At 66.7% G+C, this 25873-nt stretch carries 17 protein-coding genes and 1 tRNA gene; 11 read left to right on the forward strand and 7 right to left on the reverse strand.

Going from position 1 to position 25873, the window contains the following annotated elements; genetic code table 11:
* Positions 1–278: 278 nt before the first annotated feature.
* A complete protein-coding gene (locus AC1DHD_RS02960; protein WP_476878259.1) occupies positions 279–2486 on the forward strand; it encodes a discoidin domain-containing protein in 2208 nt (735 codons plus the stop codon).
* Between the two features lie 26 nt (positions 2487–2512).
* Here the strand turns inward: AC1DHD_RS02960 and AC1DHD_RS02965 are convergent, their stop codons facing one another.
* The 4 genes from AC1DHD_RS02965 to AC1DHD_RS02980 all read right to left on the reverse strand — a co-directional run bounded on the left by AC1DHD_RS02965 (position 2513) and on the right by AC1DHD_RS02980 (position 6168).
* Positions 2513–3613 (reverse strand): GmrSD restriction endonuclease domain-containing protein, encoded by a 1101-nt coding sequence (locus AC1DHD_RS02965; protein ID WP_476878260.1) that lies wholly within the window; start codon positions 3611–3613, stop codon positions 2513–2515.
* A 61-nt stretch (positions 3614–3674) separates the two neighbouring features.
* The gene (locus AC1DHD_RS02970; protein ID WP_476878261.1) at positions 3675–4601 is read right to left on the reverse strand and encodes an AEC family transporter; all 927 of its coding nucleotides are present in this window, start codon (positions 4599–4601) and stop codon (positions 3675–3677) included.
* A 150-nt stretch (positions 4602–4751) separates the two neighbouring features.
* Positions 4752–5180, reverse strand: coding sequence for an aspartate 1-decarboxylase (gene panD / locus AC1DHD_RS02975; protein ID WP_476878262.1), 429 nt, complete (start codon positions 5178–5180; stop codon positions 4752–4754).
* A 79-nt stretch (positions 5181–5259) separates the two neighbouring features.
* A complete protein-coding gene (locus tag AC1DHD_RS02980) occupies positions 5260–6168 on the reverse strand; it encodes a LysR substrate-binding domain-containing protein (RefSeq protein ID WP_476878263.1) in 909 nt (302 codons plus the stop codon).
* A gap of 142 nt (positions 6169–6310) precedes the next feature.
* On the opposite strand from AC1DHD_RS02980, the gene AC1DHD_RS02985 reads away from it, so the two are divergent.
* Both AC1DHD_RS02985 and AC1DHD_RS02990 read left to right on the forward strand, forming a co-directional pair.
* Entirely contained in the window at positions 6311–7774 is a 1464-nt protein-coding gene (locus AC1DHD_RS02985; RefSeq protein ID WP_476878264.1) for an amino acid permease, read from the forward strand.
* 232 nt (positions 7775–8006) lie between these two features.
* Positions 8007–11537 carry a bifunctional proline dehydrogenase/L-glutamate gamma-semialdehyde dehydrogenase gene (locus tag AC1DHD_RS02990; RefSeq protein ID WP_476878265.1) on the forward strand — a complete coding sequence of 1177 codons (3531 nt, stop codon included), beginning with the start codon at positions 8007–8009 and terminating at the stop codon, positions 11535–11537.
* Positions 11538–11642: 105 nt separating this feature from the next.
* Here the strand turns inward: AC1DHD_RS02990 and AC1DHD_RS02995 are convergent, their stop codons facing one another.
* Together AC1DHD_RS02995 and AC1DHD_RS03000 are read right to left on the reverse strand one after the other, a co-directional pair.
* Positions 11643–11999, reverse strand: a complete 357-nt coding sequence (locus AC1DHD_RS02995; RefSeq protein WP_476878266.1) for a hypothetical protein — start codon at positions 11997–11999, stop codon at positions 11643–11645.
* Between the two features lie 218 nt (positions 12000–12217).
* Entirely contained in the window at positions 12218–13072 is an 855-nt protein-coding gene (locus tag AC1DHD_RS03000) for a LysR substrate-binding domain-containing protein (protein ID WP_476878267.1), read from the reverse strand.
* A gap of 153 nt (positions 13073–13225) precedes the next feature.
* Between AC1DHD_RS03000 and AC1DHD_RS03005 the strand changes: the two genes are divergently transcribed.
* A complete protein-coding gene (locus AC1DHD_RS03005) occupies positions 13226–14590 on the forward strand; it encodes an MFS transporter (protein WP_476878268.1) in 1365 nt (454 codons plus the stop codon).
* 139 nt (positions 14591–14729) lie between these two features.
* The gene (locus AC1DHD_RS03010; protein ID WP_476878269.1) at positions 14730–15566 is read left to right on the forward strand and encodes an FG-GAP repeat domain-containing protein; all 837 of its coding nucleotides are present in this window, start codon (positions 14730–14732) and stop codon (positions 15564–15566) included.
* 28 nt (positions 15567–15594) lie between these two features.
* Here AC1DHD_RS03010 and AC1DHD_RS03015 read toward each other — a convergent pair.
* Positions 15595–15668: transfer RNA gene (locus AC1DHD_RS03015), tRNA-Gly, on the reverse strand.
* Positions 15669–16117: 449 nt separating this feature from the next.
* Between AC1DHD_RS03015 and AC1DHD_RS03020 the strand changes: the two genes are divergently transcribed.
* The 6 genes from AC1DHD_RS03020 to AC1DHD_RS03045 form a co-directional block, all read left to right on the forward strand.
* Positions 16118–17692: a sugar transferase gene (locus tag AC1DHD_RS03020; RefSeq protein ID WP_476878270.1), complete on the forward strand. Its 1575-nt coding sequence runs from the start codon at positions 16118–16120 to the stop codon at positions 17690–17692.
* Positions 17693–17701: 9 nt separating this feature from the next.
* Positions 17702–18160 (forward strand): FAD synthase family protein, encoded by a 459-nt coding sequence (locus tag AC1DHD_RS03025; protein WP_476878271.1) that lies wholly within the window; start codon positions 17702–17704, stop codon positions 18158–18160.
* A gap of 132 nt (positions 18161–18292) precedes the next feature.
* Positions 18293–19498, forward strand: a complete 1206-nt coding sequence (locus AC1DHD_RS03030) for a DUF1972 domain-containing protein (RefSeq protein ID WP_476878272.1) — start codon at positions 18293–18295, stop codon at positions 19496–19498.
* 95 nt (positions 19499–19593) lie between these two features.
* Positions 19594–20304, forward strand: a complete 711-nt coding sequence (locus tag AC1DHD_RS03035; RefSeq protein ID WP_476878273.1) for a DUF4352 domain-containing protein — start codon at positions 19594–19596, stop codon at positions 20302–20304.
* Complete coding sequence (locus AC1DHD_RS03040) at positions 20304–21602, forward strand: hypothetical protein (protein ID WP_476878274.1); 1299 nt, start codon at positions 20304–20306, stop codon at positions 21600–21602. The genes AC1DHD_RS03035 and AC1DHD_RS03040 overlap by 1 nt, the downstream gene beginning before the upstream one ends.
* Positions 21603–21648: 46 nt before the next feature.
* Positions 21649–25873 (forward strand): LamG domain-containing protein (locus AC1DHD_RS03045; RefSeq protein WP_476878275.1); only part of this gene is annotated, 4225 nt, incomplete at its 3' end.

Genomic DNA, 25873 nt, shown 5'->3' on the forward strand with positions numbered 1-25873 from the left:
ATAAGGAACGTCAAGAGGCAAAAAGGAACATTCTTGCACCGGGATGCCGAAGTATGACGTCGAGGACGACGTCGACGGGCGCCGGGTGGGGGCGCCTGGGCGGCGGCTGGCGACAGTGCCTTCGGCCCGTAGATATTTCCGGGGCCGCCCGCCACACTGAAAGATGATCGCCGGCAGTCATCGCTGTGCCGGCGGCCGGTGGCGCACCGCCTGTGATCCGGGGCTGCCCACCACGCTCCCGCTGGCCAGCAAACAGATTTCACCGGCCCTAGGAACTCATGGCATCAAACCCTGAGCGCAAAAAATTCCGCCCCTCCCGGCGCCTCATCACGGTCTTCGTGGCCATCCTCGCGGCGCTGGGCATCTGGCTGGGATCCACCGTGGTGCTGCGCGGCGCTGAGCCGGGTCCGCTGCCGGCCGCCGACGGGACCATCAGCATCGAGCTGGACAAGCCCGTCAACACCTTCGACGGCTACCGCGCCATGGGCGCGGGGGCGGACGGGCTGGAAGAACACGAAATTGACCGTGTCTGGTCTGCCCGGAACGTCGAGGCCATGAAGTCGGCCGGATTCGGTCCGCTGAGTTACCGGCTGCGCACCGAGCTGGGGGTCAAGGCGTGGCATTGGAACCCACGGGGGACCTGGAGCCAGCCGGACCGGGAGCAGGGTTACTGGACGTCCTCGTCGGAGCCTGCGGGGGACTACGGCGTCTCCTATGGCTACCGCCTCCCGAGGCGCGGAAACACGATCGACCAGGGCAAGGACAACGGGCACTCCCGGCTCAACGACGGGGACGACGCGACCTTCTGGAAAAGCAACCCCTATCTGGATCCGCATTACACCGGGGAACCGGCCGGGCTGAATCCGCAGTGGATCATGACGGAGTTCCCGCAGGCACTGCCCGTGGATATGGTCCGCTTCGACTGGGGGACGCCGTACGCCGCGTCGTTCAAGGTGCAGTACTGGACCGGCACTGACGCGCGGTTCCCCGTCGACCAAGGCACCTGGCGGGACTTTCCGCAGGCAGCCCACCGGGGGACCGGAGGGACCCAGACGGTCCGGGTCGCTGACCGGCCCGTCAACGTCCAGTACCTCCGCATCCTGCTTCTGCAGGGTTCAGGCACCGCCCCCGCCGGATCCCGCGATATCCGCGACCGGCTCGGCGTCGCCGTCCGCGAACTCTACATTGGCCGGCAGCAGGGCGGGTCCTTCATCGACAACGTCCGGCACCGCGAGTCGCGCCGCCAAACGGTGATGTGGACATCCTCGACCGATCCCTGGCACCGCGCAGAGGACCTCGACAAGAACTACGAGCACGCCAGTTTCGAGCGGCTTTTCGCCAGCGGCATCACCCGGGGGGAGCCCTTGATGGTGCCCGTTCCGGCGCTGTACGGGACCCCCGAGGACGCTGCAGCCCTGGCCACTTACCTCAGCAGGGGCGGCTACCCGGTCAGGCGGATCGAGGTCGGCGAGGAGCCGGACGGCCAACTGGCCCAGCCGGAGCACTACGGCGCCCTGTATGTGCAGATGGCGGCCGCCATGAAAGCCGTGAATCCGTCGCTGGAGTTCGGCGGCCCGGGGTACCAGACCACGCTGCCCGACTGGGTGCATTGGCCCGACGGGCACGGCGTCCGGTCCTGGACCGGCCGCTTTGTGTCCTACCTCCGCCACCGCGGGGCCATGCAGGACTTTAACTTCTTCTCCTTCGAGTGGTACCCGTTCGATGACGTGTGCGCGGACCCTGCCGCGACGCTGCCCCAGAACCCGGACCTGCTTGCGCAGCTTCTCAAGCGCCAGCACGACGCCGGCCTGCCCGCCGGGATCCCCAAGGTCATCACCGAGTATGGCTACTCGTCCTTTGTGGGGGCGGTGGAACTCGAATTGCCCGGGGCCATGGTCAATGCCGAAACCGCCGCCATGTTCCTGGCGATGGGCGGCGAAAGCAGCTACTTCTACGGGATCGAGCCGAACTGGGTGGTCCAGGACGAGGTCGGGGAGAAGTGCGACACCCGGGGCAACCTGATGCTGTTCCAGTTCTATGACGAATGGAAGATCCGCCCGGTAGCCGCCTTCCAGGCCGCCCGGTTGGTCAACGAGCACTGGCTGGAGGCCGGTACCGGCCGCCACACCATGTACAGCACCACCAGTGATGTCCGGAATGCGAAGGGCCAGGCGCTGGTCACCGCCTACTCGGTCCGCCGTCCGGACGGCAGGCTCGGCGTGCTGCTGTTTAACAAGGACCCCAAGCGTGCCTTCACCGTCCGCCTGATGCAGCACGACGGCGGGGACAGCCGGCCGCTGAAAGGGAATCTGGAACTAGACCAGTATTCGGCGGCGCAATACCAGTGGAATCCCTCCCGCGGCAGGGGCAACGGCGGCCATCCTGAACCCAACGACCCGCCGGTCAGCATCACCATCGGCGCGGACAGGCACGCCACCATCACGTTGCCGCCCTACAGCATCTCCGTGGCACTGGCCCCCGGCTGAGCCGCCGGCCGGGTCACGCCGTGCCGCTACTCGCAGCCCACTCCGTCGCCGTCGCGGTCCAGTTTGCGGCTGTACCCGGGCTGCCCGGCACGGATCGGCGCGGCACCGGCGGCCCGGGCCGCGGAGCAGTTGGCGTAGTATACCGCCGGGGCGGGCGCCGGTACCGCAGCCGCCGGGGCCGGGGCCGGAGCGGGGGCCTTAAGGACCGGCGCTGGTGCGGGGGCCGGTGCGGGTGCCGCCGCCGGGGCCGGTGCGGCCGGGAGCTGGGCGGCGGGGGCGACGGCGGCCGAGCAGTCCGCCAGGATCCGGGCCATGGCATCGTGCTCGGCCCGGGTGACCCAGAGTGCGTAACTGGCCTTGACCGAAATCTGGCGCGCCACGTAGGCGCAGCGGTACGACTTGTTGGCCGGAAGCCAGGTGGCGGCGTCGCCGTCGCTCTTTTGCATATTTGCCGGCCCGTCGACGGCCAGCAGGTTCAGCGGATCATTGGCGAAAGCGAGCCGCCGTGCCGGACTGAGCCGCTGCGCCCCCTTCTGCCACGCGTCGCTGAGCGCCACGACGTGGTCGATCTGGACCGCGCTGCTGGTGCGGGCGCCGCGCTGGAAGGGAATGGACGTGGCGGTGTACGGATCCTTCAGCACGCCGGAGAGCACCACGCAGCCGTGCGTTCCGGGCTTGAGGACTTCCGCGGTGAGGTCGCGGCGCAGGATGTCGTTGCGGGTGTCGCAGCCGTTGCGGTCGACGTCGGACCAGGCCTGGCCGAATTGGTCCCGGGCATATCCGGTCTTGGGTGCCCGGCCTTTGACCGGGATGGTTGCCAGCACTTTGAGGGYGGTGGCAGCAAACGCCGGTTGCTTGGGCTGGGCTTTGGCCACGGCAGCTTTGGAGACGGGGCCGGGAGTGGCGGACGGTGCCGGGGCCGCCGGCGTCGCTTTGCTCGCCGCCGGCACGGAAGTGGTGGGCGCGGACGGCATTGTGGCCGCGGCGCTGCCGGCCTGGGCGGCCGGCGCAGAGACGCCGGCGCAGGCGCTGGTCGAGGCCAGCAGGACGGCGGCGATCCCGCAGGTGAACCAGTCGACGGCTCCCGGCCGGCGGCCGCCGCCCTGTCGCGTACCAATCCTGCGCACTTCATCCCCCGTTGCTTGTCCTGCGGCCCGGTTTTGGCCGTTGCCAGCCTACCGGCGGTCCTCAGGCGAGCAGCAAGGCCACGCCGATCATGGCGGGGACGGCCACCACGGTGGTGATCAGCACCGTATCTTTGGCCACGGTGAGGCCTGTCCTGTACCGGTTAGCCGCGACAAAAACGTTCTGTGCCGTGGGCAGCGCCGAGGTGACCACAACGGCGAAGAGCGCCTGGTCCTGCAGGCCGAGGGCGAACCGGGCGAAGAGGTAGGCCAGCGTGGGGTGCAGGATGAGCTTGAAGCCGCTGGCCAGCAGGGTGTCAATCCTCCGGCCCGTGTCCGCCTGCAGCGGCCGTGACCCGTTCAGGCTCATGCCGAACGCCAGCAGCATGGCAGGAATCGCGGCGCCCCCGATCAGGTGGATCGGCTGCAACACCAAAGCAGGAACCTCCCAGCCGGTCCCGGCCACCAGGAGGCCGAGCCCGGAACCGACAATCATGGGGTTGCGAAGAATCATCAGGGCGAAGCTCAGCGGGGTGGTCCGGTGCGAGCTGGTGGTGGCGTCAAGGAACATCAGGAACAGCGGCGTGAAGAAGGCAAGCTGAAAGATCAGCAGCGGGGCCACGTAACTGGCGTCCCCGAGGACGAACACGGCGATCGGGATGCCCAGGTTGGCCGAATTGGCCAGGGAAGCGCTCATGGAGGACACCAGGGCTTCCGGGACCGGGCGGTTGAGCAGGAACCGCACGATGCCGAAGTAGATAGCCGCCGTTGCCACTGCGCCTACGGCCGTCACCAGCAGCGGTGCGGCGAAAACGTCGTGCAGTTTGGCCTTGCTGAGGGTTTCAAAAAGCAGCGCCGGGCTCGCTACGAAGAACGTCAGCGCACTCAGGACGTTGCGGGCGTTCTCGCCCAGGATGTTGCGCCTGCCGACGAACATGCCCACCAGGATGATGAACCAGACGACGAAGAAACCGGCGAGGACTCCTAGCACGCGACTGTCCTGGACGGCGCGGGCGGAATCAAAGGGGTGGGCACCTGTCCACAATAATCAGATTTGTCCCGGGAACCGCGACGCCGGGGCGGCACCGCGTCACGAACCGTCCAGGTCCGACGCCCGGAATGAGGGCGGCCGGCGCCGGCCTTAGTTCAGCGTGGCGTTGTTCAGCGCGTGCGGCGGGCGCAGAAGGCCGGCGGTGTGGCCCTCCGCGGGATCGTTGCCGATCTGGGCGATCTTGTTGTCCTTGTCCACGTGGACCACCTTGGGGACGTAGGACTTCGCTTCTTCGGAGGTCATCTCCGCGTAGGTGATCAGGATGACGATGTCGTTTTCGTGCATCAGGTGCGCCGCGGCGCCGTTGATGCCGATGACGCCGGAACCGCGCTCGCCGGCGATGGTGTACGTCTCGAGCCGGGCGCCGTTGGTGACGTCGACGATCGCGACGAGCTCACCGGGGAGGATGTCGGCCGCCTCCAGCAGGTCCAGGTCCACGGTGACCGAGCCGACATAGTGGAGGTCCGCGTGGGTGACCGTGGCGCGGTGGATTTTGGACTTGAACATTGTTCGATTCATAACGTCACCATTCTAGCGCCGGGACGTGCGGCGCGCTGTGAGCCAGGAAACACCGCCGGACCCAATGGCCGCGGCACCGTCAGGCCGGCGGAGCGATGGACGCCGCGGTTTCGGCGAGAATTTCGCGGGCCGCGAGGATGGCCGGGCGCTTGGCGCTGGAGCGCCGCACGGACGTGAAGACTGTGCGGCGGGGGTTGCCCGGGAGGTCGATCAGCTGGGCCGTGGTTCCCCGGCCGGTCCACACCAGGTCCGGCATCAGCGCCACAGCGTTCCCCGATTCGATGAGCCGGATCTGGGCCTGCAAGTCGGCGGTCTCGAAACGCACGTCCGGCTCGAAGCCGGCAGTGCGGCAGGCCTGCTCCGCCCAGTGCCGGGACGCCGCGCCCCGCGGTTCCATGACCCAGGACAGTGCTGCGGTGTCGGCGAGGGACGTGATGGCCGGCCGGCCCGGTGCTTCGGGCGGCACGGCCAGCCGGATCGCATCCCCGGTGAGGCGCACCCGGTCCAGTTCGGCGTAGCGCGGCGCCGCGTGCCCCGGGTACTGCTCCGCGATAACAAGGTCAAAGTCCCGCGCCCATGTTTCGTGGAGGGCCGTCTCGGGTTCCCGCTGGATCATCTCGATCCGGACTTCCGGGTAGCTGGCGGCCATCCGGGTCAGGGCATCGGGCATCAGGGCCAGGGCCGCGGACTGGAAAACAGCGATCCGCACCGTTCCGGTCACTGTGGTGAGTGAAGCCGCGAGATCCGCCTCGGCCTGCTCGAGGGTTTCGAGCAGCTGCGTGGTGTGCGCAACCAGCACCTCCGCCTGCGGCGTCAGCTGCACGCGACGGCCGGTTTTACGCAGGAGGTCCACGCCCGCTTCCTTTTCCAGGAGGGCCAACTGTTGGGAGACCGACGACGGGCTGTACTGCAGCGCTTCGGCGACTTCGGCGAGCGTGCCGCGGATTTTGAGTTCGCGTAAAAGGCGCAACCGCCGGACGTCGAGCATCGATATTCCTTTGTGAATTCTAATGGTTATTGATTAGGAGAATTCACTTTATCTAATGCAACCGGGCTTGCATACTGTTCTCACTGAGTAACCCCCATCACAGGGCGGATTGATGGGCGCCACCCCCGAGCAGGAGACCCTGATGAGCACCAGAGAACTGACCAGATCGATCATGCGGCGCAAGCCCATCGACGATATTGAAGAAGAAAACAAGCACAGCGGCCTGTTCAAGAGCCTCGGGCTATGGCAGCTGACGGCCATTGGCGTCGGCGGCATTATTGGCGTCGGCATCTTCTCGCTCGCGGGGCTGGTGGCCCACGGCAGCGAGGGTGAGCCCGGGGTCGGCCCGGCGGTGCTGTTCTCGTTCCTGATCGCCGGACTGGCCTCGGCAGCGGCCGCGCTGTCCTACGCCGAGTTCGCGGGAATGATCCCGCGGGCCGGTTCTGCCTATACCTATGGATATGTGGCGCTGGGAGAGGTGATCGGCTGGTTCATCGGCTGGGACCTCTTGCTCGAATACATTGCCATCGTGGCGGTGGTGGCAATCGGCATTTCCGGATACTTCGACGCGTTCCTGTCCGGCATCGGCATCCACATGCCGGTCTGGATGACCTCCACCGTGGATGAGGGCAAGGGCGGCGTGATCAATATTCCGGCCATTGCCGTATGCCTGCTCGTGACCTGGATCCTGTCCCGCGGCACCAAGACTTTCGGCCGCTTCGAACTGGTGGCCGTCGCGATCAAGGTTGTCCTGATCCTTTTCATCATCGGGCTGGGCATCTTCTACATCAACACCAACAACTACAACCCGTTTATGCCCAGCGGCTTCGGGCCCGTTCTGGCTGGCTCCGCCACCGTCTTCTTCGCCGTGTTCGGCTATGACGCAATGAGCACAGCGGCCGAAGAGGCTACGGACGGCAAGAAGCACATGCCCAAGGCCATCATCCTCTCGCTGATCGTCGCCATGCTCCTGTATGTTGCCGCGACCCTGGTGCTGACCGGGATGCAGAACTACAAGGACATCGACCCCAAGGCCGGCTTCGCCTCCGCCTTCAACGGGGTGGGGCTGCCGGTGATCGCAACGATCATATCCGTCTTCGCCGTCCTGTCCATCCTGACCGTGATGCTGACCTTCCTGCTCGGTGTCACCCGTGTCTGGTTCTCCATGAGCCGCGACGGGCTGCTTCCGGGCTGGTTTGCCAAGACCGACCGCAACGGCACCCCGCAGCGTGTCACCTGGATCGCGGGAGTGGCCTCGGCGCTGCTGGCCGGCGTCTTCCCGATCAAGGCCGTCGCTGACCTGACCAACATCGGCATCCTGGCCGCCTTCGTCGTCGTGTGCCTCTCCGTCATCATCTTCCGCTACAAGAAGCCCGACGCCCCGCGCACCTTTCGGCTGCCGTTTATGCCGGTGGTTCCCCTCTTCGGCATGCTCGCCTCGGCCTTCCTTATGGTGCAGCTGCACTGGGAGACGTGGGTCCGCTTCGGCGTCTGGCTGGTGATTGGCCTGGTGATCTACTTCGGATACGGCCGCAAGCACTCGCTGATGAATCCGGACAGCCCGCGGCACCAGGAAGTCGTGGAAATGCACCGCCACATCGGCTAACAGCGCTTCCCCTGAAGGACCCCCTCCCGCGTGCGCGGAAGGGGGTCCTTTGCGTCTGTACGGACGGCGTGGAAGGGGGCCGGTACCCCCGCGGAGCGCCGGCACCGGGCCGTTGCGAAACGTTCGGTTCTACTAACCAGTATTGCTCAGAAAACATCGCTTTATCTTATGGAAATCCGGTCGCATACTAAATCAAGAACGGTCCACATTTTGAGAAAGAACGAGTGCCACCATGACCAACACCTCAACGGAATCCGGCCTGAACGCCGGCGCGGACGCGGGCAACGAGGCCACGCACGCCGCCGTGTCTGAAGGCTCCCCCGTGCTTGAGGCGGCAGCCCTCGCCGAGGAAACCACCGCCCTGGTCCGCCACTGGCTCACCGAGGCCGCCAAGGTGCCCGTCGACGCCTCGGCCCAGCAGCTCGCCGGGGTTCTTAAGGACCCCAACGGCCTTGACTTCACGGTCGGTTTCGTTGACGGCGTCGTGCGTCCCGAGGACCTGCAGGTCGCGGCCCGCAACCTCGCCGCCCTGGCCCCCAAGGTTCCGGCGTTCCTGCCCTGGTACATGCGCAGCGCCGTCCGCCTCGGCGGCACCATGGCCCCGGTCCTGCCGCAGGTGGTCATCCCGGTTGCCCGCCGGGTGCTCCGGGAAATGGTCGGCCACCTCATTGTTGACGCGACGGACGCCAAGCTCGGCCCGGCCATCGCGAAGATCCGCAAGGACGGCATCAAGCTGAACGTCAACCTCCTGGGCGAGGCAGTCCTGGGCGAGCACGAGGCCTCCCGCCGGCTTGAGGGAACCCACACCCTGCTCTCCCGTCCGGACGTGGACTACGTCTCGATCAAGGTGTCCTCCACCGTCGCCCCGCACTCCGCCTGGGCCTTCGACGAAGCCGTGGAGCACGTCGTGGAGAAGCTCACCCCGCTCTTCACCCGTGCCGCCGCCTTCGCCACAGGGGGCCGCAAAGCCAAGTTCATCAACCTGGACATGGAGGAATACAAGGACCTGGACATGACCATCGCGGTCTTCACCCGGATCCTGGACAAGCCCGAGTTCAAGAACCTCGAGGCCGGCATTGTCCTCCAGGCCTACCTCCCCGACGCTCTCTCCGCCATGATCCGCCTGCAGGACTGGGCCGCCGCACGGCGTGCCGACGGCGGTGCGGCCATCAAGGTCCGCGTGGTCAAGGGCGCCAACCTGCCGATGGAACAGGTGGAGGCCTCCCTGCATGACTGGCCGCTGGCCACCTGGGGCACCAAGCAGGACTCGGACACCAACTACAAGCGCGTCATCAACTACTCGCTGCACCCGGACCGGATCAACAACATCCGGATCGGCGTCGCCGGCCACAACCTCTTCGACATCGCCTTCGCCTGGCTCCTGGCCAAGCAGCGCGGCGTTGAATCCGGCATCGAGTTCGAGATGCTGCTCGGTATGGCACAGGGCCAGGCCGAAGCCGTCAAGAAGGACGTCGGGTCCCTCCTGCTGTACACCCCGGTGGTCCACCCCGCCGAGTTCGACGTCGCGATCGCCTACCTGATCCGCCGCCTCGAAGAGGGCGCCAGCCAGGACAACTTCATGTCCGCCGTGTTCGAACTCAGCGAGAACGAGACTCTGTTTGAGCGCGAGAAGCAGCGCTTCCTGGCCTCGCTCGCCAAGCTCGACGACGAGGTTCCGGCCCCGAACCGCCGGCAGAACCGTTCCCTTCCGGCCGAGCCGATGCCGCGCGACTCCTTCGGCAACACCCCGGACACCGATCCGTCCCTCCCGGCCAACCGCGACTGGGGCCGGGCCATCCTTGGCCGCGTCCAGGGCTCCACCCTGGGCAACGCCGCCGTCGAGGCCGCCACGATCAATGACGAGGCGGCCCTGAATGCCGTCATCGACACCGCGGTCGAGAAGGGCAAGGCCTGGGGTGCCCTCTCCGGAGCGGAACGGGCCGAAATCCTGCACCGCGCCGGCGACGTGCTGGAGGCCCGCCGCGCCGACCTCCTCGAGGTCATGGCGAGCGAGACCGGCAAGACGATTGACCAGGGTGATCCCGAGGTTAGCGAAGCGGTGGACTTCGCGCACTACTACGCCGAATCGGCCCGCAAGCTCGACGACGTCGACGGCGCAACGTTCGTTCCGGCGAAGCTGACTGTCGTGACGCCGCCGTGGAACTTCCCCGTGGCCATCCCCGCAGGGTCCACCCTGGCGGCGCTCGCCGCAGGATCCGCCGTGGTGATCAAGCCCGCCAGGCAGGCCCGCCGCAGCGGTGCCGTGATGATCGAGGCCCTCTGGGAGGCCGGTGTCCCGCGCGACGTGCTCACCATGGTGCAGCTCGGCGAGCGGGAACTGGGGCAGCAGCTGATCTCGCACCCCGCCGTGGACCGCGTCATCCTCACCGGCGGCTACGAGACCGCAGAGCTGTTCCGCTCCTTCCGCAAGGACCTGCCGCTGCTGGCCGAAACCAGCGGTAAGAACGCCATCATCGTCACCCCGAGCGCGGACCTGGACCTCGCGGCAAAGGACGTGGCCTACTCCGCGTTCGGCCACGCCGGCCAGAAGTGCTCGGCCGCCTCGCTGGTGATCCTGGTCGGCTCCGTTGCGAAGTCCAAGCGCTTCCACAACCAACTGATCGACGCCGTCACCTCACTGAAGGTCGGCTACCCTGAGGACCCGGCCAGCCAGATGGGCCCGATCATCGAGCCTGCCGGCGGCAAGCTCCTCAACGCCCTGACCACCCTCGGTGAGGGCGAGGCCTGGGCCGTGGAGCCGAAGCAGCTGGACGAGTCCGGCAAGCTGTGGAGCCCGGGCGTCCGCCACGGTGTGCGCCGCGGTTCCTACTTCCACCTCACCGAATTCTTCGGTCCGGTCCTCGGTGTTATGACGGCCGAAACCCTGGAGGAGGCCATCGCGATCCAGAACCAGATCGAGTACGGCCTGACCGCCGGCCTGCACTCGCTGAACACCGACGAACTTGCCCTCTGGCTGGACACCGTCCAGGCAGGCAACCTTTACGTCAACCGCGGGATCACCGGCGCCATCGTGCAGCGCCAGCCCTTCGGCGGCTGGAAGAAGTCTGCCGTCGGTGCCGGCACCAAGGCCGGTGGCCCGAACTACCTCGCAGGCCTCGGCGACTGGGTCAGCAAGGCCAGCACGGCCGAGACGAAGCCGGCACACTCCGGCGTTCGCAGGATCGAGGACGCGGCCAAGGGCATCCTGCCGGCCGATGAACTCGGCCCGCTGCAGCGGTCCCTGGCCTCGGACGCCCAGGCCTGGGCCGAGGAGTTCGGCACCGCCAAGGACGTCTCCGGGCTGAGTGCGGAACGCAACGTGTTCCGCTACCGCGCACTGCCGGTCATGGTGCGGTTGTCAGAAGGCCAGCCGCTCGCCGACCTGATCCGCATCGTGGCTGCCGGTGTCCAGGCGGGCTCGGACTTCACGGTGTCCAGCGCCGTCGAAGTACCCGCCCAGCTCCGTGCGGTGCTGTCCGGACTCGGGATTGAGACCACCGTGGAGAACGACGCCGAGTGGCTCGCGTCCGTGGGCCGGCTTGCCCAGGCTGCCACCCTGGCCGTGCACCGCATCCGCCTGATCGGCGGCGACGCGAAGGCGCTGGCCGACGCCACGGGCGGCCGCCCCGACCTGGCCGTCTACTCCCACCCCGTCACGGAGGCCGGACGCGTTGAACTGCTGCCGTTCCTGCACGAGCAGGCCGTCAGCATCACCGCCCACCGCTTCGGCACCGCGAACCACCTCTCGGACAGCCTGATCTAAGCAGCCAATCCGGGTTCGCGACCCCTGAGTACGCAACGCCGCCGTCCCCGCACTCACAGTGCGGGGACGGCGGCGTTTGCGGTTACATGGGCGCGGGCATGGCTCCTACCCGAGGTACCAGCCCGGCGGGACCCACGCGGCCGGGACGGCATGGGCGGAGAAATCCTCACAGCCTGAACAGAAGTAGGTCACCTCACCGAGCCTGCTGATGGAACCGTCCCGGTGGTGTTTGGCCGGGACAAAGGATTCCAGGTAGACGAACTCATCCGTCCCGCAGCGCTCGCAGTAGGGGATACCGACGAAGTCGTCGTCACCCCGGGTACGGGCCGCATGCGGATCCAGCCTGCCGAGGCTCGGATGCGGCAGGCCTTCCAGGCGGGCAGCTGTACTCAGCGGCGGGGCGGCGCTCATTGGATGGCGCGGCCGCATGGTGGTGTGGGAGTTGTTTATGGCTGGCGTCATTGCTGGCCTATCCCGAACGTTTGCCGGTTTTGCTGCATGGCAACAACGAGGATAAACGTTCGTTTGTCGGATCGTTGTGGGGGCCTCTGCTTGACCTTCAACACTGTCAGGATAGGACAAGTAACACTTGGGTTCAATGGTCGGGGACAGACCCGCTGAAGCAAGTATGTTGCGGGTAGCTACCTGCTGTGGAGCGAGTATTTCGCCGGGGAGCGGGACTAGGACGAGCGGCTGAAGGCGCGGCCAACAATGGTCTGGGTCAGGGCGTCGATCACCTCGGTGTTTGCCAGCGGATTGCGGATCAGGGTGAAGTCGACGTCGCCGACGGGCGGCAGGTCGAAGCGCCGGGTGATGATTTTCAGGTCCTCCGGCACCAGCGAGGAGGGCATCACGGCGACGCCGATCCCGGCCCGGACGGCGGCCAGGACACCGCTGATCTGGCGGGTGGTGCAGGTGATGCGCCAGGTCCGGCCGGTGGCCTCGAGCGCGTCGATGGCCAGTTTCCGGCTCAGGCTCGGCGCGGGGTAGGCGATCAGCGGTACCGGATCCCCGGAATCGAGGACAGTCTGCTCGAGGCCCACCCAGGAGAAGGAATCCTGCTGGACCACGGTTCCATCCTTGGCGCCGGCAACCCATTTGACGAATACCAGGTCCAGTTGGCCGGCGTTGAGCCGCTTGTACAGCTGGTCGCTTTGCCCGACCGTCAGTTCCAGGTTGATCTGCGGGTAGATCTGCCGGAACTCCCGCAGGATCCGTGGCAGCCCGGTAATGGCGAGGTCATCCGCCGTGCCAAAGCGCAGCCGGCCGCGCATGGCGGAGCCGGAAAAATAGCGTGCCGCGGAGTCATGGGCAGCGAGGATGGTGCGCGCGAAGCCGGCCATCGCGTCCCCGTTGTCCGTGAGCCGGACATCGCGGGTGTCGCGGGCAATCAGGGTTCGTTTGGCGGCGGCCTCGAGCTTGCGGACGTGCTGGCTGACCGTGGGCTGTGCCAGCCCCAGCCTGTCCGCCGCCCTGGTAAAGCTCAGCGTTTCGGCCACGGCAAGGAACGAGCGCAGCTGGGCCGGTTCAAACATGCCTTCCGCCTGCCGGAGGAACTCGGGTCGCCATGAGATTCCTTTCATTGCATTTCGTGATGCTAGTTATGCCCTGGATAGCCTTCCATTATCAATTGCGGCCAGCTTAGCGTTAAGGAGACCCCGCAGACTTCGTTTCCCTGAGGACTTTCCGTGCCACCCCCTCCGCCGTTCCATCCCGCCGACACCCGGCCGGACCAGAGCCAGCCGACCGTCCCCGCCCCCATTACCCAGCCGATCGGCGTCGTAAGTGAACGCCTGCCGTGGCGGCATACCTTCATTTCCCTGAAGGTCCGCAACTTCCGGATCTTCGCGGTGGGGCACTTCATCGCCGTGGTGGCCCTGTGGATGCAGCGGATCGCCCAGGACTGGCTGGTGCTTCAGCTCTCCGGCTCGGTCACCGCCGTCGGAATTACCGTGGCCCTGCAGTTCCTGCCCTCGCTCCTGCTGGGCCCGTGGGGCGGCATGATGGCGGACCGCTTCGCGAAGCGGAAGATCCTGATGCTGTGCCAGTGCGTGGCCGCCGTACTGGCGGCGACTCTGGCCGTACTGGCCCTCTCGCACCGGATTGAAGTCTGGCAGGTCTATGGGATAGCCCTCATTCTGGGCCTGGTCACCGTACTGGACCAGCCGGCCCGGCAGGTCTTCGTCAACGAACTCGTCGGTCCCGCCTACCTGCGCAACGCCATCAGCGTGAACTCCACGATCTTCCAGCTGGGCGGCCTGATCGGCCCGGCCGTCGCCGGAGTGCTGCTTAGCGCGGTCGGCGCGGGCTGGGCCTTCGCCGGGAACGCGCTGGCGTGCTGCTCCACCCTGACCATGCTGCTGGTCCTGCGCAAGGACGAACTGCACGTGACGCTGCCGGCGGCCAAACGCAAGGGCATGCTCCGGGAGGGGCTGCGCTATGCGCTCGGCAAACCCACGATCTACTGGCCGTGGCTGATGGCCGGCTTCGTCGCGGTGTTTGCGATGAGCCTGCCCGTGCTGCTGGCAGCCTTCGCGGACCACGTCTACCGGGCCGGTGCCGGCGGGTACGGTCTGCTCAACGCATTGGTGGCCCTCGGTGCGCTGGCCGGCGCCATCACGTCCGCGAGGCGGCGGCAACTTCGGCTGCGTTCGGTGATGCTGGGCGCCGGGATGTACGGCCTGATGCTCTGCCTGGCCGCCTCCGCGCCGTCGATGGTGTTTTTCGGCGCGGCGATGGTCCTCGCCGGCTTCTGGTGCCTGATGTTCCTGACGGCCGCCAACCAGCTGGTCCAGGTCAGCGCCAACATGGGCATCCGCGGCCGGGTGATGAGCCTCTACATCATGGTGCTCATCGGTGGACAGGCCCTCGGCGGACCACTTATGGGCTGGCTCGCCGAGCACTTCAACCCGCACACGGCCATCCTCATCGCCGGCGCGGTACCGGCGCTGGCCGCAGCCGTGGTCTCGGTGGTACTTGCCAGGCGCGGCCAGCTGGCGCTCAAGGTGGACCTGAAAAACCGGCGTCAGTTGCTGCGGATTGTCGCGACCTAGGCTCACGGGGCCGGGGCGTGGGGTTGCCTGATCGAGTAGGGGTTCCGCGGGTCCCCTCGGGTACATTGCGGTGCTGATCCCGGTTTACCCGCAATAAAGTACTCGTGGATGGGGCGGCACCCGGGACTAGAATCCGGCCATGAAACGGACTCTGCGTATTGTGGCCGACATCGTTGGGGCGTTGCTTCTGGCAACGGGTATCGCCGTTCCGGCGCAGACCGACCCGTTGCATTGCGGCGCTCCGTGTCCGCGTGATTACAGCGGCGACGGCTACCCGGATGTCATGGCACTCGACAGTCACGGCACGCTCTGGCTTTACCCCGGCGATGGCGATGGCGGGTTCAAGCCGAGGATCAAATCGGCGACCGGGTGGCACTACACGGCGATCATTCCCTCACGAGGAGCCTTCTACGGCGTCTTCGCCCGGGACAAGGACGGGAACCTCTGGGCCATCCCGAGCAACGGGCACTCCGGATGGCGGTCGCGGACCCCACTCGGCGGAGGCTGGAACCAAATGACCAGCATCATTGACGAGTCTGGCCGTGGCAACCTGCTCGCCATCGACCGCTCCGGGACGCTCTGGCGTTACCCGTACACCACGGTCGGCAATGGCTACTCGGTCAGCTGGCAACCGCGGCAGCGGGCCGCCACCGGCTGGGCCGGCCGGATGCTCGTCGACTTGCATATCGGCGGGGGTTGGCCGTGGTTCTACGCGCGGGACACCCACGGCATACTCTGGCCCTACGACGACCGCCAAGGGATCCAGGTCAAGACCCCCACCTCGTACTACACCTTCGGCTCCGGCTGGAATCGTTACACACGAATCGTCGAGGCGGGCGACTGGGAGAACGTGGACGGGCTCAGCGACCTAATCGCCACGGACAAGCACGGCGACCTCTGGATGATCCCAGGCGGAGATGCGGGAAAGCACCGCGTAAAGATTGGCCACGGCTTTAGCGGTTACACCATCTGGTGACCCGGCGAGCCCAGGCCGGGAGAGAAAATGGAGCGGCTGACGGGAATCGAACCCGCGTATCAAGCTTGGGAAGCTAGCGCTCTACCATTGAGCTACAGCCGCAGAGCCGCAGAAATGACCGCAAAAACGCCTGGTCAAGATACTGCAGAACAACGAGATTTACCTTACCCCAGCCGCGGGGCTTCCCCGAACAGCAACACCGCGAGCACCGCCGTCGTGCCCGTTCCCGTCCGCGTGCAGCGCCACCAGTGGCGAATAGGTAGCCCCGTCTCAGTTCCACGTAGCACCGACAAGCAGGTCGAGTGGTGATTCGGCGGAAAGAGGTAGCTAACACTCGTGTGCGCCAATAAGTCACATTATTGACTGTGGAGACCGCAGCCACACTAGTCGCTAGAAGGTCTCCTCATGTTTCTTCGGACGTTGATTGCTGTTCATTTTCTCTGGTTATCGGACCGTCATAAACAGTCCGGTTCCCCTTCCAGCCAGGCCGACCAGGCCGCGCCGGCCAGTGCGCCGGCCGCTCATCGGGCCGACTCCTCCCGGCRCCGGTGATGAGCGAACTCAAACACCGCCGGCCATTCCACGCAGTACGGCGCGCGGCGGTTCCAGGAATCCAAGCACGTGCACTCACCCCGGAACGTCCCCAGCACTCGGTCTGGGACGACGAATCCCGGTTCGACCTCGCGGCCTCCCGGAAAGCAGTCACCCGGCAGTGGAAGAACTTCGCCAACCGTCTCCGGCTTACTGACTCGGCCGCCATCGCTGTATCCGTGGCCGCAGCCTACGTCTTCCGGTTCGGCGTCGATGCGCCCACCAGGTCCGCGGAGGAATTCGAAGCCCGGTACCTTGCAGTGTCTGTCCTCCTGCTAGCGGCCTGGATCGCCGTCCTGGAGATCTACCCCACCCGGGACAGGCGGACGTTCGGCATCGGTGCCGCGGAATACAAGCGGGTGGTTCAAGCCACCCTCAAGCTCTTCGGCGCCCTGGCCATCGCCATGGTCTTCGTCCGGTTCGACGTCGTCCGCGGCTATTTCGCCGTCGCGCTGCCCCTGGGGCTGGTCCTGCTGACAGGCACGAGGTGGCTGTGGCGGAAGTGGTTGAACCTGAAGCGGCGCGAGGGCAAATACCTGTCCCGGGTCATCGTGATCGGCGAACGCGCCGACGTCGAGTACGTCATCAACAACATTGAAAAGAACCGGGCCGCCGGCTATGAGATCACCGGGGTCGGGTTGTCCGCCCTGGACAAATCGGTGGAGCTCCGGGCGCCCTGGTACCGAATTCCGGTGGTGTCGAGCCTGGCCGATGTTTCCCGGATGGTCGAAACTGCGGGTGCGGACGCCGTCATTGTCGCGGGCAGGGTCCCCGGCGGCAGCACCTACATCCGGGAACTCGGCTGGAAGCTTGAGGCCACCGGAACGGAGCTTGTCCTGGCGTCAACGCTGACCAACGTCGCCGGACCGCGCATTCACTGGCGCCCGGTGGACGGCTTGCCGCTGGTACACGTTGAACTCCCGCAGTACGCCGGTGCCAAGCACATCCTCAAGCGGGTCATGGATGTGGCCGTCGCGTCGCTGGCGCTACTGATGTTGTTCCCCCTCATGGTGGTTCTCGCCATCATCGTCAAGCGGGACAGCCCGGGGCCCGTCTTCTTCCGCCAACTCCGCGCCGGCAGAAACGGTATGCCGTTCCACATGGTGAAGTTCCGTTCAATGGTGCAGACCGCCGAAACGGATCTCGGATCGCTGCAGGCGCTCAACGAGGGCTCCGGGCCGCTGTTCAAAATGCGGAACGACCCACGGGTCACCAATTGCGGGCGGTGGATGCGGAAGTACTCCCTGGACGAGCTGCCGCAGTTCTGGAATGTCCTCACCGGCGAGATGAGCCTGGTGGGCCCACGGCCGCCGCTGCCCACCGAAGTTGAACGCTACGAGAAATTCACCAGCCGGCGCCTGCTCATCAAACCCGGGATAACGGGCCTCTGGCAGATCAACGGCCGCTCCGCCCTCCCGTGGGACGAGAGCATCCGGCTGGACCTCTACTACGTCGAGAACTGGTCGCTAACCGGTGACCTGATCATTTTGTGGCGAACGTTCAGGGCCATGCGCAGCCCCGTCGGCGCCTACTAAGGAGCAACCATGAGCACACTGATTGGCTACGCAGCCGGGGCGTTCGATCTCTTTCACGTCGGCCACCTCAACCTCCTCCGCCACGCAAAAGCCCACTGCGACTTCCTGATCGCAGGCGTCGTATCCGACGAGCTATTGGTTCAGGCGAAGGGCCGGCCGCCGGTGATCCCCCTGGCCGAACGCCTGGAAATCGTCCGGTGCATCAGTTACGTCGACGACGCCGTGGCGGAAACCCTGCCGCGCAAGATCGACACCTGGCGGAGCCGGCCCTTCGACGTCTTCTTCAAGGGAGACGACTGGAGGGGCACACCCAAAGGCCTCGCCCTCGAACGCGAGTTTGCCGCCGTCGGGGTAAGAGTCGCCTATTTCCCCTACACGATGCACACGTCCAGCACCGCGCTCCGCCGGACCCTGGATCTCTTGAACGCCGGCACCCAGGAAAGAGGGGTCCTGCACAGCCTGCCCTGAGCGGTCGATTCGCGCCCCGCCGGCGCCGGCTCACCGCACGGTCTCAACCACTGGCCCGGCCCCAACAACCAGCCCGGTCCCACTAAAGCTCGGTCTCTATCAGCAGCATGTACCAAACTTCGGGGGTAAAAAATGAACAACGCAACGCCCAAACCTGCCGGTTTACGCATCGCCCTGGTGGGCACGCGCGGCGTACCCGCCCACTACGGAGGCTTCGAAACCTGCGTGGAGGAAGTGGGCCGGCGGCTCGCCACGCGCGGGCACACGGTGACGGTTTACTGCCGGTCCGGCAACGGTCCGGACAGGAAAGCCGAATTTGAGGGGATGCGGCTGGTGCACCTTCCGGCGGTCCGACGGCGCTCCCTGGAAACCTTGAGCCACACCGGCCTTTCCGTCGCCCACCTGATGGCGCACCGGGCCGATGCCACCATCGTCTTCAACGCCGCCAACGCGCCCTGGCTCCCGCTGCTCCGGCTGGCCAGGCTCCCCGTCGCCACCCACATGGACGGACTCGAATGGAAGCGTGCCAAGTGGGGGCCCGTCGGCCAGCGCTACTACCGCTGGGCGGAAAGCTTCGCCGTGCAGTTCTCCAACGCCCTGATCGCGGACGCCGCCGGGATCCGTGACTACTACCGGGATACCTTCAACGCGGACACGGAGCTTATTTCCTACGGCGCCCCGCTGCTTGAGCCGAGGGCACCCCAGCACCTCGGGTCAGTGGGCCTGGGCGCCGGAAAGTACCATCTGGTGGTCGCCCGGCTGGAGCCGGAAAACCACGTGCACACCATTGTGGAAGGTTACGTGCGCAGCCGCGCCAAACTCCCGCTGGTGGTTGTCGGGTCCACCCCGTACGGGCAGGGGTACGATCAGCGGCTCAGGACCTCGGCCGACAGGCGGGTCAGTTTCCTGGGCGGCGTCTGGAACCAGGAGCTGCTCGATGAGCTCTACGCCAACGCACTGGTCTACTGGCACGGGCACTCCGTGGGAGGAACCAACCCTTCGCTGCTCCGGGCCATTGGTGCCGGCGCGGCAACCAACGCGTTCGACGTGAACTTCAACCGTGAGGTCCTCGGCCCGGTCGGCCGGTATTTCCGGGACCCGGACGACGTCGCCCGCCTGGCTGAAGAAGCAGAAACACAGCCGGCCCTGACGCGCTCGCGGGCCAACCAGTCCCGGGAGGCAGCTGCCCGCTACGACTGGGACGTGGTGGCCGACGGGTACGAGGCCCTCTGCTATGCGCTGGCGTCCCGGGCGCTGACCAAGGCGCAAGGCCCCCGGGTCCGCAGCTTCGCCGCGGCCGCCCGGCACACGGCGGGCGAAAGCCAGGTGGCACAGTGAGGCCCCCGATCCCGCGGGCTCCGATGAACCCGGCGCGGCTCCGAAGCGCCCTGCGCGCAACCCCTAACCCCAGCAGCATTCCCGTGGAGGTCCCCATGCACCAGGTCCCTGCAGTACCGGCAGTATCAATTTCGACGGGCGCCAGGAGCCGTCTCCTGCGGCGGAAAGTCCTGGCGACCCTCGTCGGTGCCACTGTCGGCGTCGCACTCCTGTCCGGCTGCAACGCCGCGGCAGGGGCGCCCGGCCAGGCCGCCGCAGCGGCACAGGGCGCCGCGTCGAGCGACCCGAAGCCGACGGCGGACGGCCCGTCACTTCCTCCGGGCGGCCCGGGGTTCGTGGACAACTCGACGGCGGCCCCTGTGGTCAAGAGGGACAAGGAGAAGGCCGCCACCGCAAAGTCGCGCGCCGTGCCGGGCGACTTCGGCTCGGCTCCGGCCAAGTACACCGACGGAGTCCTTGTCTCCGTGGGCGGCATGCGCAGCGGGGTGGTGTCCGGCACGGACCCCGGCACCATCTCCGGAGCGCCCTACGTCTACATGGATATCACCATCCACAACGGTTCCGGCGAGGTCCTGCCGGTGTCGAACGTGGTGGCGACCCTGCGCTACGGGAACGGCAAAACAGCAGCGGCACCGCTCTACGAGGGCGCCAACGAGCTCGACTTCGCGGGCACCATCAACGCCGGAGACAGCCAGACGAGGGGTTACGCCTTTATGGTCCCCAAAGGCACCGAAAGCGCCACCCTCTATGTGGACATCGACGGCGGCCACACTCCCGCGGCCCTCAGCGGAAACCTCCCGAAGTAGTGGCCAGCCACAAGTCCCAACCCAACGCCCCGGCAGGCCAGGCCGGCCGAGGCATGCTCGGCGGTGTCGCCGCCCAGGGGTCGCAGGCGCTCGCAAGCTTCGGACTGCAGGTCCTGGCCGTAAGGACCCTCGGGCTCGACGGGCTGGGGCAGTTCGCCATCATGTACGGCGTCGTTCTGCTGGTCACGGCCATTGTGAGCGGATTTATCGGCGACACCTTGACCGTCCAGGACCGCCACGATCCGTCAATCCGGTTCACCCTGCAGCTGTGGTGCCTGGGCCTGGGCCTGGGGAGCGGGCTGTGCGCGGCCGTCATGGCGATGGCCTCCGGCCTGCTGGCGCCGTCTGGGGCCTGGATCTTCGGGGGAGCGATTACCGTTTTTGTCCTCGAAGACACCATCCGGCGGCTGCTCATGGCGCACCTCCTTTTCTGGAAAATCGTCGTCGTTGACCTCGCAGGACTCCTAGGCGCCCTGGCAGCACTCGGCGCGGAAGCAGCAGGCGGGCCCTTGGGCCTCAGCTCCTTCTTCGCCGCGATCATCTGGGGCCAATCCGCGGCGCTCATCATCGGGGCGGCACTCTTGCCCAAGGATGACCGCTACCTGATCCTGGCGGCCCGGAAACTCTCGCCGGCAGTGGCCCGCTACGGCATCTGGCGTTCCCTGCAACAAGCGGTCCGGCCCACGCTGCTCACCGCCGTTCGGGTGTCTGTGACGCTCCTGGCCGGACTGGCCGCCACCGGAGAACTGGAGGTCGCCCGGATCTACGTCGCACCGATCATGTTGATGGTCAGTGGTGCGTCCTCGTACCTGTTTGCCGCTTTCGCCCGGCAAAGCGCCGTCCCGATGACGGAATTGCTGCGCAGGGCGGACCGGGGCGTGGCGGTCCTGACCGTCGTGGCCGTAGGCGCGGGCGTCGTCGCCCTCGCATCGTTGCCCACGGTGGGCCGGCTCGTAGCGGGACAGCAGCCGGAGGTCGCTGCCGTGCTCGGCTGGATCGCCTACGCCACGTCCGTGGCGGCGGTAACGCCCTACGGTGCCCTCGCCGCAGTCCGCGGCAAACAGGCCGGCGTCCTGGGTCTGCGCGTGGCGGACTCCCTCTTCTCCCTGCTTCTGGCGGGGGCATTCGTCGCGGTCACCACCGGGTACACCATGGTGCCCGMCCTGATGGCTGTCGGCTCCTTGCTCGGCGGCCCGCTCATCCGCGGCCTGCTGATCAAGCCTCTGCTGGTTTCCGAAATTCAATCAACGGCGGCAGTTCAGCCTCCGCGGTCTCGAAAGGTGGCACATCGTGCATAGCAACAAATTTCCATCGCAAGAACACTTGTCCAGGGGGTCATCGACCATGAAATCACGCGCCAACAGGTTCAACCGGTCCGTCCGCGGCCTGGCCGGGGCGACGGCCGCCGTCGTCATTGCTGCTTTCTTCAGCGCCGGTGCGGCGGCAGCCGCGGACAACCCTCCACCGCCACCCCAACTGCCACCAACGGTGAGCGGCGACGTGCTGCCCACACCACAGATCAACGGTGTGGTTTGGAAGACGGCGGTCATCGGCAACACGGCCTATGCGGTGGGCAGTTTCACCACGGCCCGTCCCTCCGGCGCCGCACCGGGAACCAGCGAAGTCACCCGCAACAATGCGATGGCCTTCAACATCCTGACCGGAGCGATCCTGCCTTGGAACCCCAACCTCAACGCCCAGGCGCGGACCATCAAGGTCTCGCCGGACCAAAAGAAGATCTATCTGGGCGGCGACTTCACCACCGTCTCGGGCAACGCGCGGGGAAAGGTCGCGGCGTTTGACGCGGCCACGGGCGCGCTCGACCCCAACTTCAAGCCGACCGTCAACGGATCCGTCTGGAACGTCGCGGCCAGCAGCAACGCCGTCTACGTGGTCGGGTCCTTTGGCGTTGCCGGCGGAGCGACGCGGCGGAACATGGCGTCCTTCACCACCGCCGCGGGCGCACTGCTGCCATGGAATCCTGCTTCTGACGACATTGTCGAGGCAGTGGTCGCGGCACCGGACAATAGCAGGGTCGTTGTCGGCGGCCGGTTCCAGCAGCTCAACGGTTCGCCCATCGTCGGCATCGGAGCCGTCGATGGTGCCGCTGGCGGCCTGCTTCCCTGGACCAGCCGGCCCATCCCAACACGGCAGGACACCAACCGATCCGGAGTCACGGAACTCTCACTCGTCGGAGGCGTGGTCTACGCCAGCGCCGACGGCGAGGGCGGGCACTGGTTCGACGGGCGGTTCGCCGCGGACTTCGCCACTGGGGACCTGCTGTGGCTGAACAACTGCTACGGCGCCACCTACGGGATTTCCGTGATGGACCAGGTCATGTACTCCGTGGGCCACGCCCACGACTGCACCTCGGTGGGCACCTTCGCCGACCACAGCCCGCAGATCTGGAAGCGGGCCACGGCCGATACGACGTTCGCCACCGGAACTGACCAGGGGGCGCCCGGATCCAACATGAACTACGCCTACCAGCCCGTTCCGACGCAGCTGCCCTGGTACCCCGAAGTCAACGCGGGCAGCTACACGGGTATGTACCAGGGTGGCTGGTCGCTCGCGAACAACGGAACCTACCTTGTGATGGGCGGTGAATTCACGCGGGTCAACGGGCAGAACCAGCAGGGCCTCGCAACCTTCGCGAAGCGATCCGTCGCCCCCAACAAGGTGGGACCGACCTACAGCCCCATGAAGCCGAACGTCCTGTCGCTGAACTCCGGGACGGCGCGAGTCGCCTGGACCGGCACCTCGGACATCGACGACGGCACACTCACCTACGAAGTCCTGCGAGATAATGGCACCGTTCCGGTGTTCAGTGTCGACGCAAAGTCGCCGTGGTGGGCGCTGCCCCAGCTCGGGTTCACGGACACCGGCCTGGTTCCGGGGTCCACCCACACCTACCGGGTGCGGGTGAAGGACCCGGAGACCAATAACTACACCGGCAGCCGCTCCGATCCGATCGTGATCTCCTCGGCCGCGCCCAGCGCCTACGCCCAGAAGATCATCGGCGACGGCGCCACGAACTACTGGCCGCTCAATGAACCCGCCGGTTCAGTGGTCTTCGACAACGCCTCTTTCGCCGACGCCGATGCCGGTTCCGGCATCAGCCGCGGCGCCGGCGGCGCCATCCCCAACGACGCGGCGTCGACCTTTGACGGGACCAGCAACGGCTTTGCCGCAACCCGCGCCGCCATTCCCGGACCGGACACGTTCACGGCCGAAGCTTGGTTCAAGACCACCAGCACCAGCGGTGGCAAGATCCTCGGCTTCGGCGGCTCGGCAACCGGCGACTCGGGCACCTACGACCGCCACATCTACATGGATAACGCCGGCCACATCTGGTTCGGTGTCTACCCCGGCGGAGTCCAAACGCTGAACACCGCCAACACGTACAACGACGGACAATGGCACCAGGTCACCGCCAGCCTCGGCAGCGACGGGATGCACCTCTACATTGACGGCGTGGCGGCAGGGCAGCGGAACGACGTGACGTCCGGCCAGGCCTACAACGGCTATTGGCGCATCGGCGGGGACAACCTCGGCAGCTGGCCCAACCAGCCCGCCAGTTCCTACTTCGCCGGTGCCATTGACGACGTCGCCATCTACCCCACGGTGCTGACCCGGCAAACAGTCCTCTCGCACTTCACCGCGAGCGGCCGCGAATCCAGCCTTCCGCCGATGCCCAAGGACGCTTACGGTTCGGCCATCACGTCGGACCAGCCGGACCTCTACTGGCGCCTCGACGAAACCTCAGGCACCCAGGCCGTGGATTCGACGCAGTCCAGCAACAACGGCGCCTACCAGGGCGGCGTAACGCAGGGGGCAACCGGAGTGATCCCGGGCTACAGCGGGACGGCGGCCACCTTCAACGGACAGGACGCGGTGGTCTCCGGCCAAAACTCGGTGAGCAATCCGACCACCTACTCCCTCGAGTCGTGGTTCAAGACCACCACCACCCGGGGCGGGAAGATCATCGGGTTCGGCAACAACAACAYGGGCCTGTCAGATAACTACGACCGGCACCTCTACATGCAGGATGATGGCACGCTCGCGTTTGGGGTCTGGACAGGGCAACCGAACCTGATCATCACGCCAGTGGCCTACAACGACGGGAAGTGGCACCACGTCGTCGCCGAACAGTCCAGCGACGGCATGAAGCTCTACCTCGATGGCGCCCTGGTGGGCACCAACCCGCAGACCCAGGCCCAGCCCTACACCGGATACTGGCGCGTCGGCGGAGACACCACGTGGGGATCCTCCAGCCCTTACTTCGACGGCACCATCGACGAAGTCGCGGTGTACTCCAAGGCGCTGAGCGCCGATCGGGTGGCTGCGCACTACAACCTGGCTGCGCCGGCCAACGTCCTGCCGGGAGCCGCGTTCACCTCGACCGGCCAGAACCTGGACGTCACCGTGGACGGTACCCAGTCCAGCGACCCTGACGGTCAGATTGTGAACTACGCCTGGGACTTCGGTGACGGCCAACTCGGCTCCGGGGCCACGGCAACGCACAGCTACTCGGCCGCGTCCACGTACGCCGTGAAGCTGACGGTTACCGACAACCGCGGCGGGAAATCAACGGTCTCCCACGACGTCACTGTCACGGAGCCGCCCAACCAGCTCCCGGCCGCGGACTTCGCCGCCACCACGGCGAACCTCAAGGTATCCGTGGACGCGGCAGCGTCGCACGACCCCGACGGAACGCTGGTGAACTACGCCTGGGACTTCGGTGACGGCCACACGGCGACGGGGGTGAACGCCGAGTACACCTACCTCACTGCGGGTAAGTACACGGTGACACTGACCGTGACGGACAACCGTGCCGGGACCAGCACCACCACCCGGGAGGTGACGGTGGAACGGCCGCCCAACGCGCTGCCCACCGCCGCCTTCACCCCGACGACCCAGAGCCTCGACGGATCCTTTGACGCTTCGGCCTCAAGCGACTCCGACGGGCAGATTGTGGACTACAGCTGGGACTTTGGGGACGGCTCTACCGGCAGTGGGGTCACCGGGCACCGCACGTACGCGGCCGCCGGCACCTACACCGTCACCCTGACGGTCACCGATGACCGCGGCGGCCAGGCCCGGATCGCACACGACGTCACCGTCGCTCCTGTACCCAACAGGGCTCCGACGGCGGCTTACGCGTTCACGACCACCGATCTCCGGGCAGCCTTCGACGGATCGGCGTCGTCCGACCCCGACGGAACAATCGACGCGTACGCGTGGGACTTCGGCGACGGGTCAACCGCCACCGTCGCCGCACCGGCCCATGTCTACGGCACGGCCGGCACGTATAACGTCACCCTGACCGTGACCGACAACAAGGGTGCCCGGGACGCGGTGGTCCACGCTGTCACGGTCACCGCCGCTCCGCCGCCCAATGCGCCGCCGGTCGCCTCATTCTCGAGCGTGGTCAACGGCCTGAGCGGACAGTTCGACGGTTCGGGTTCGTCCGATCCGGACGGCACGGTCACCGGTTACGCGTGGGACTTCGGCGACGGGTCCGGCGCAACCGGCCCGACGGCGAACCACACCTTCACCAGCGCGGGCG

The organism is Arthrobacter sp. 05L45_2, from assembly GCF_056397525.1.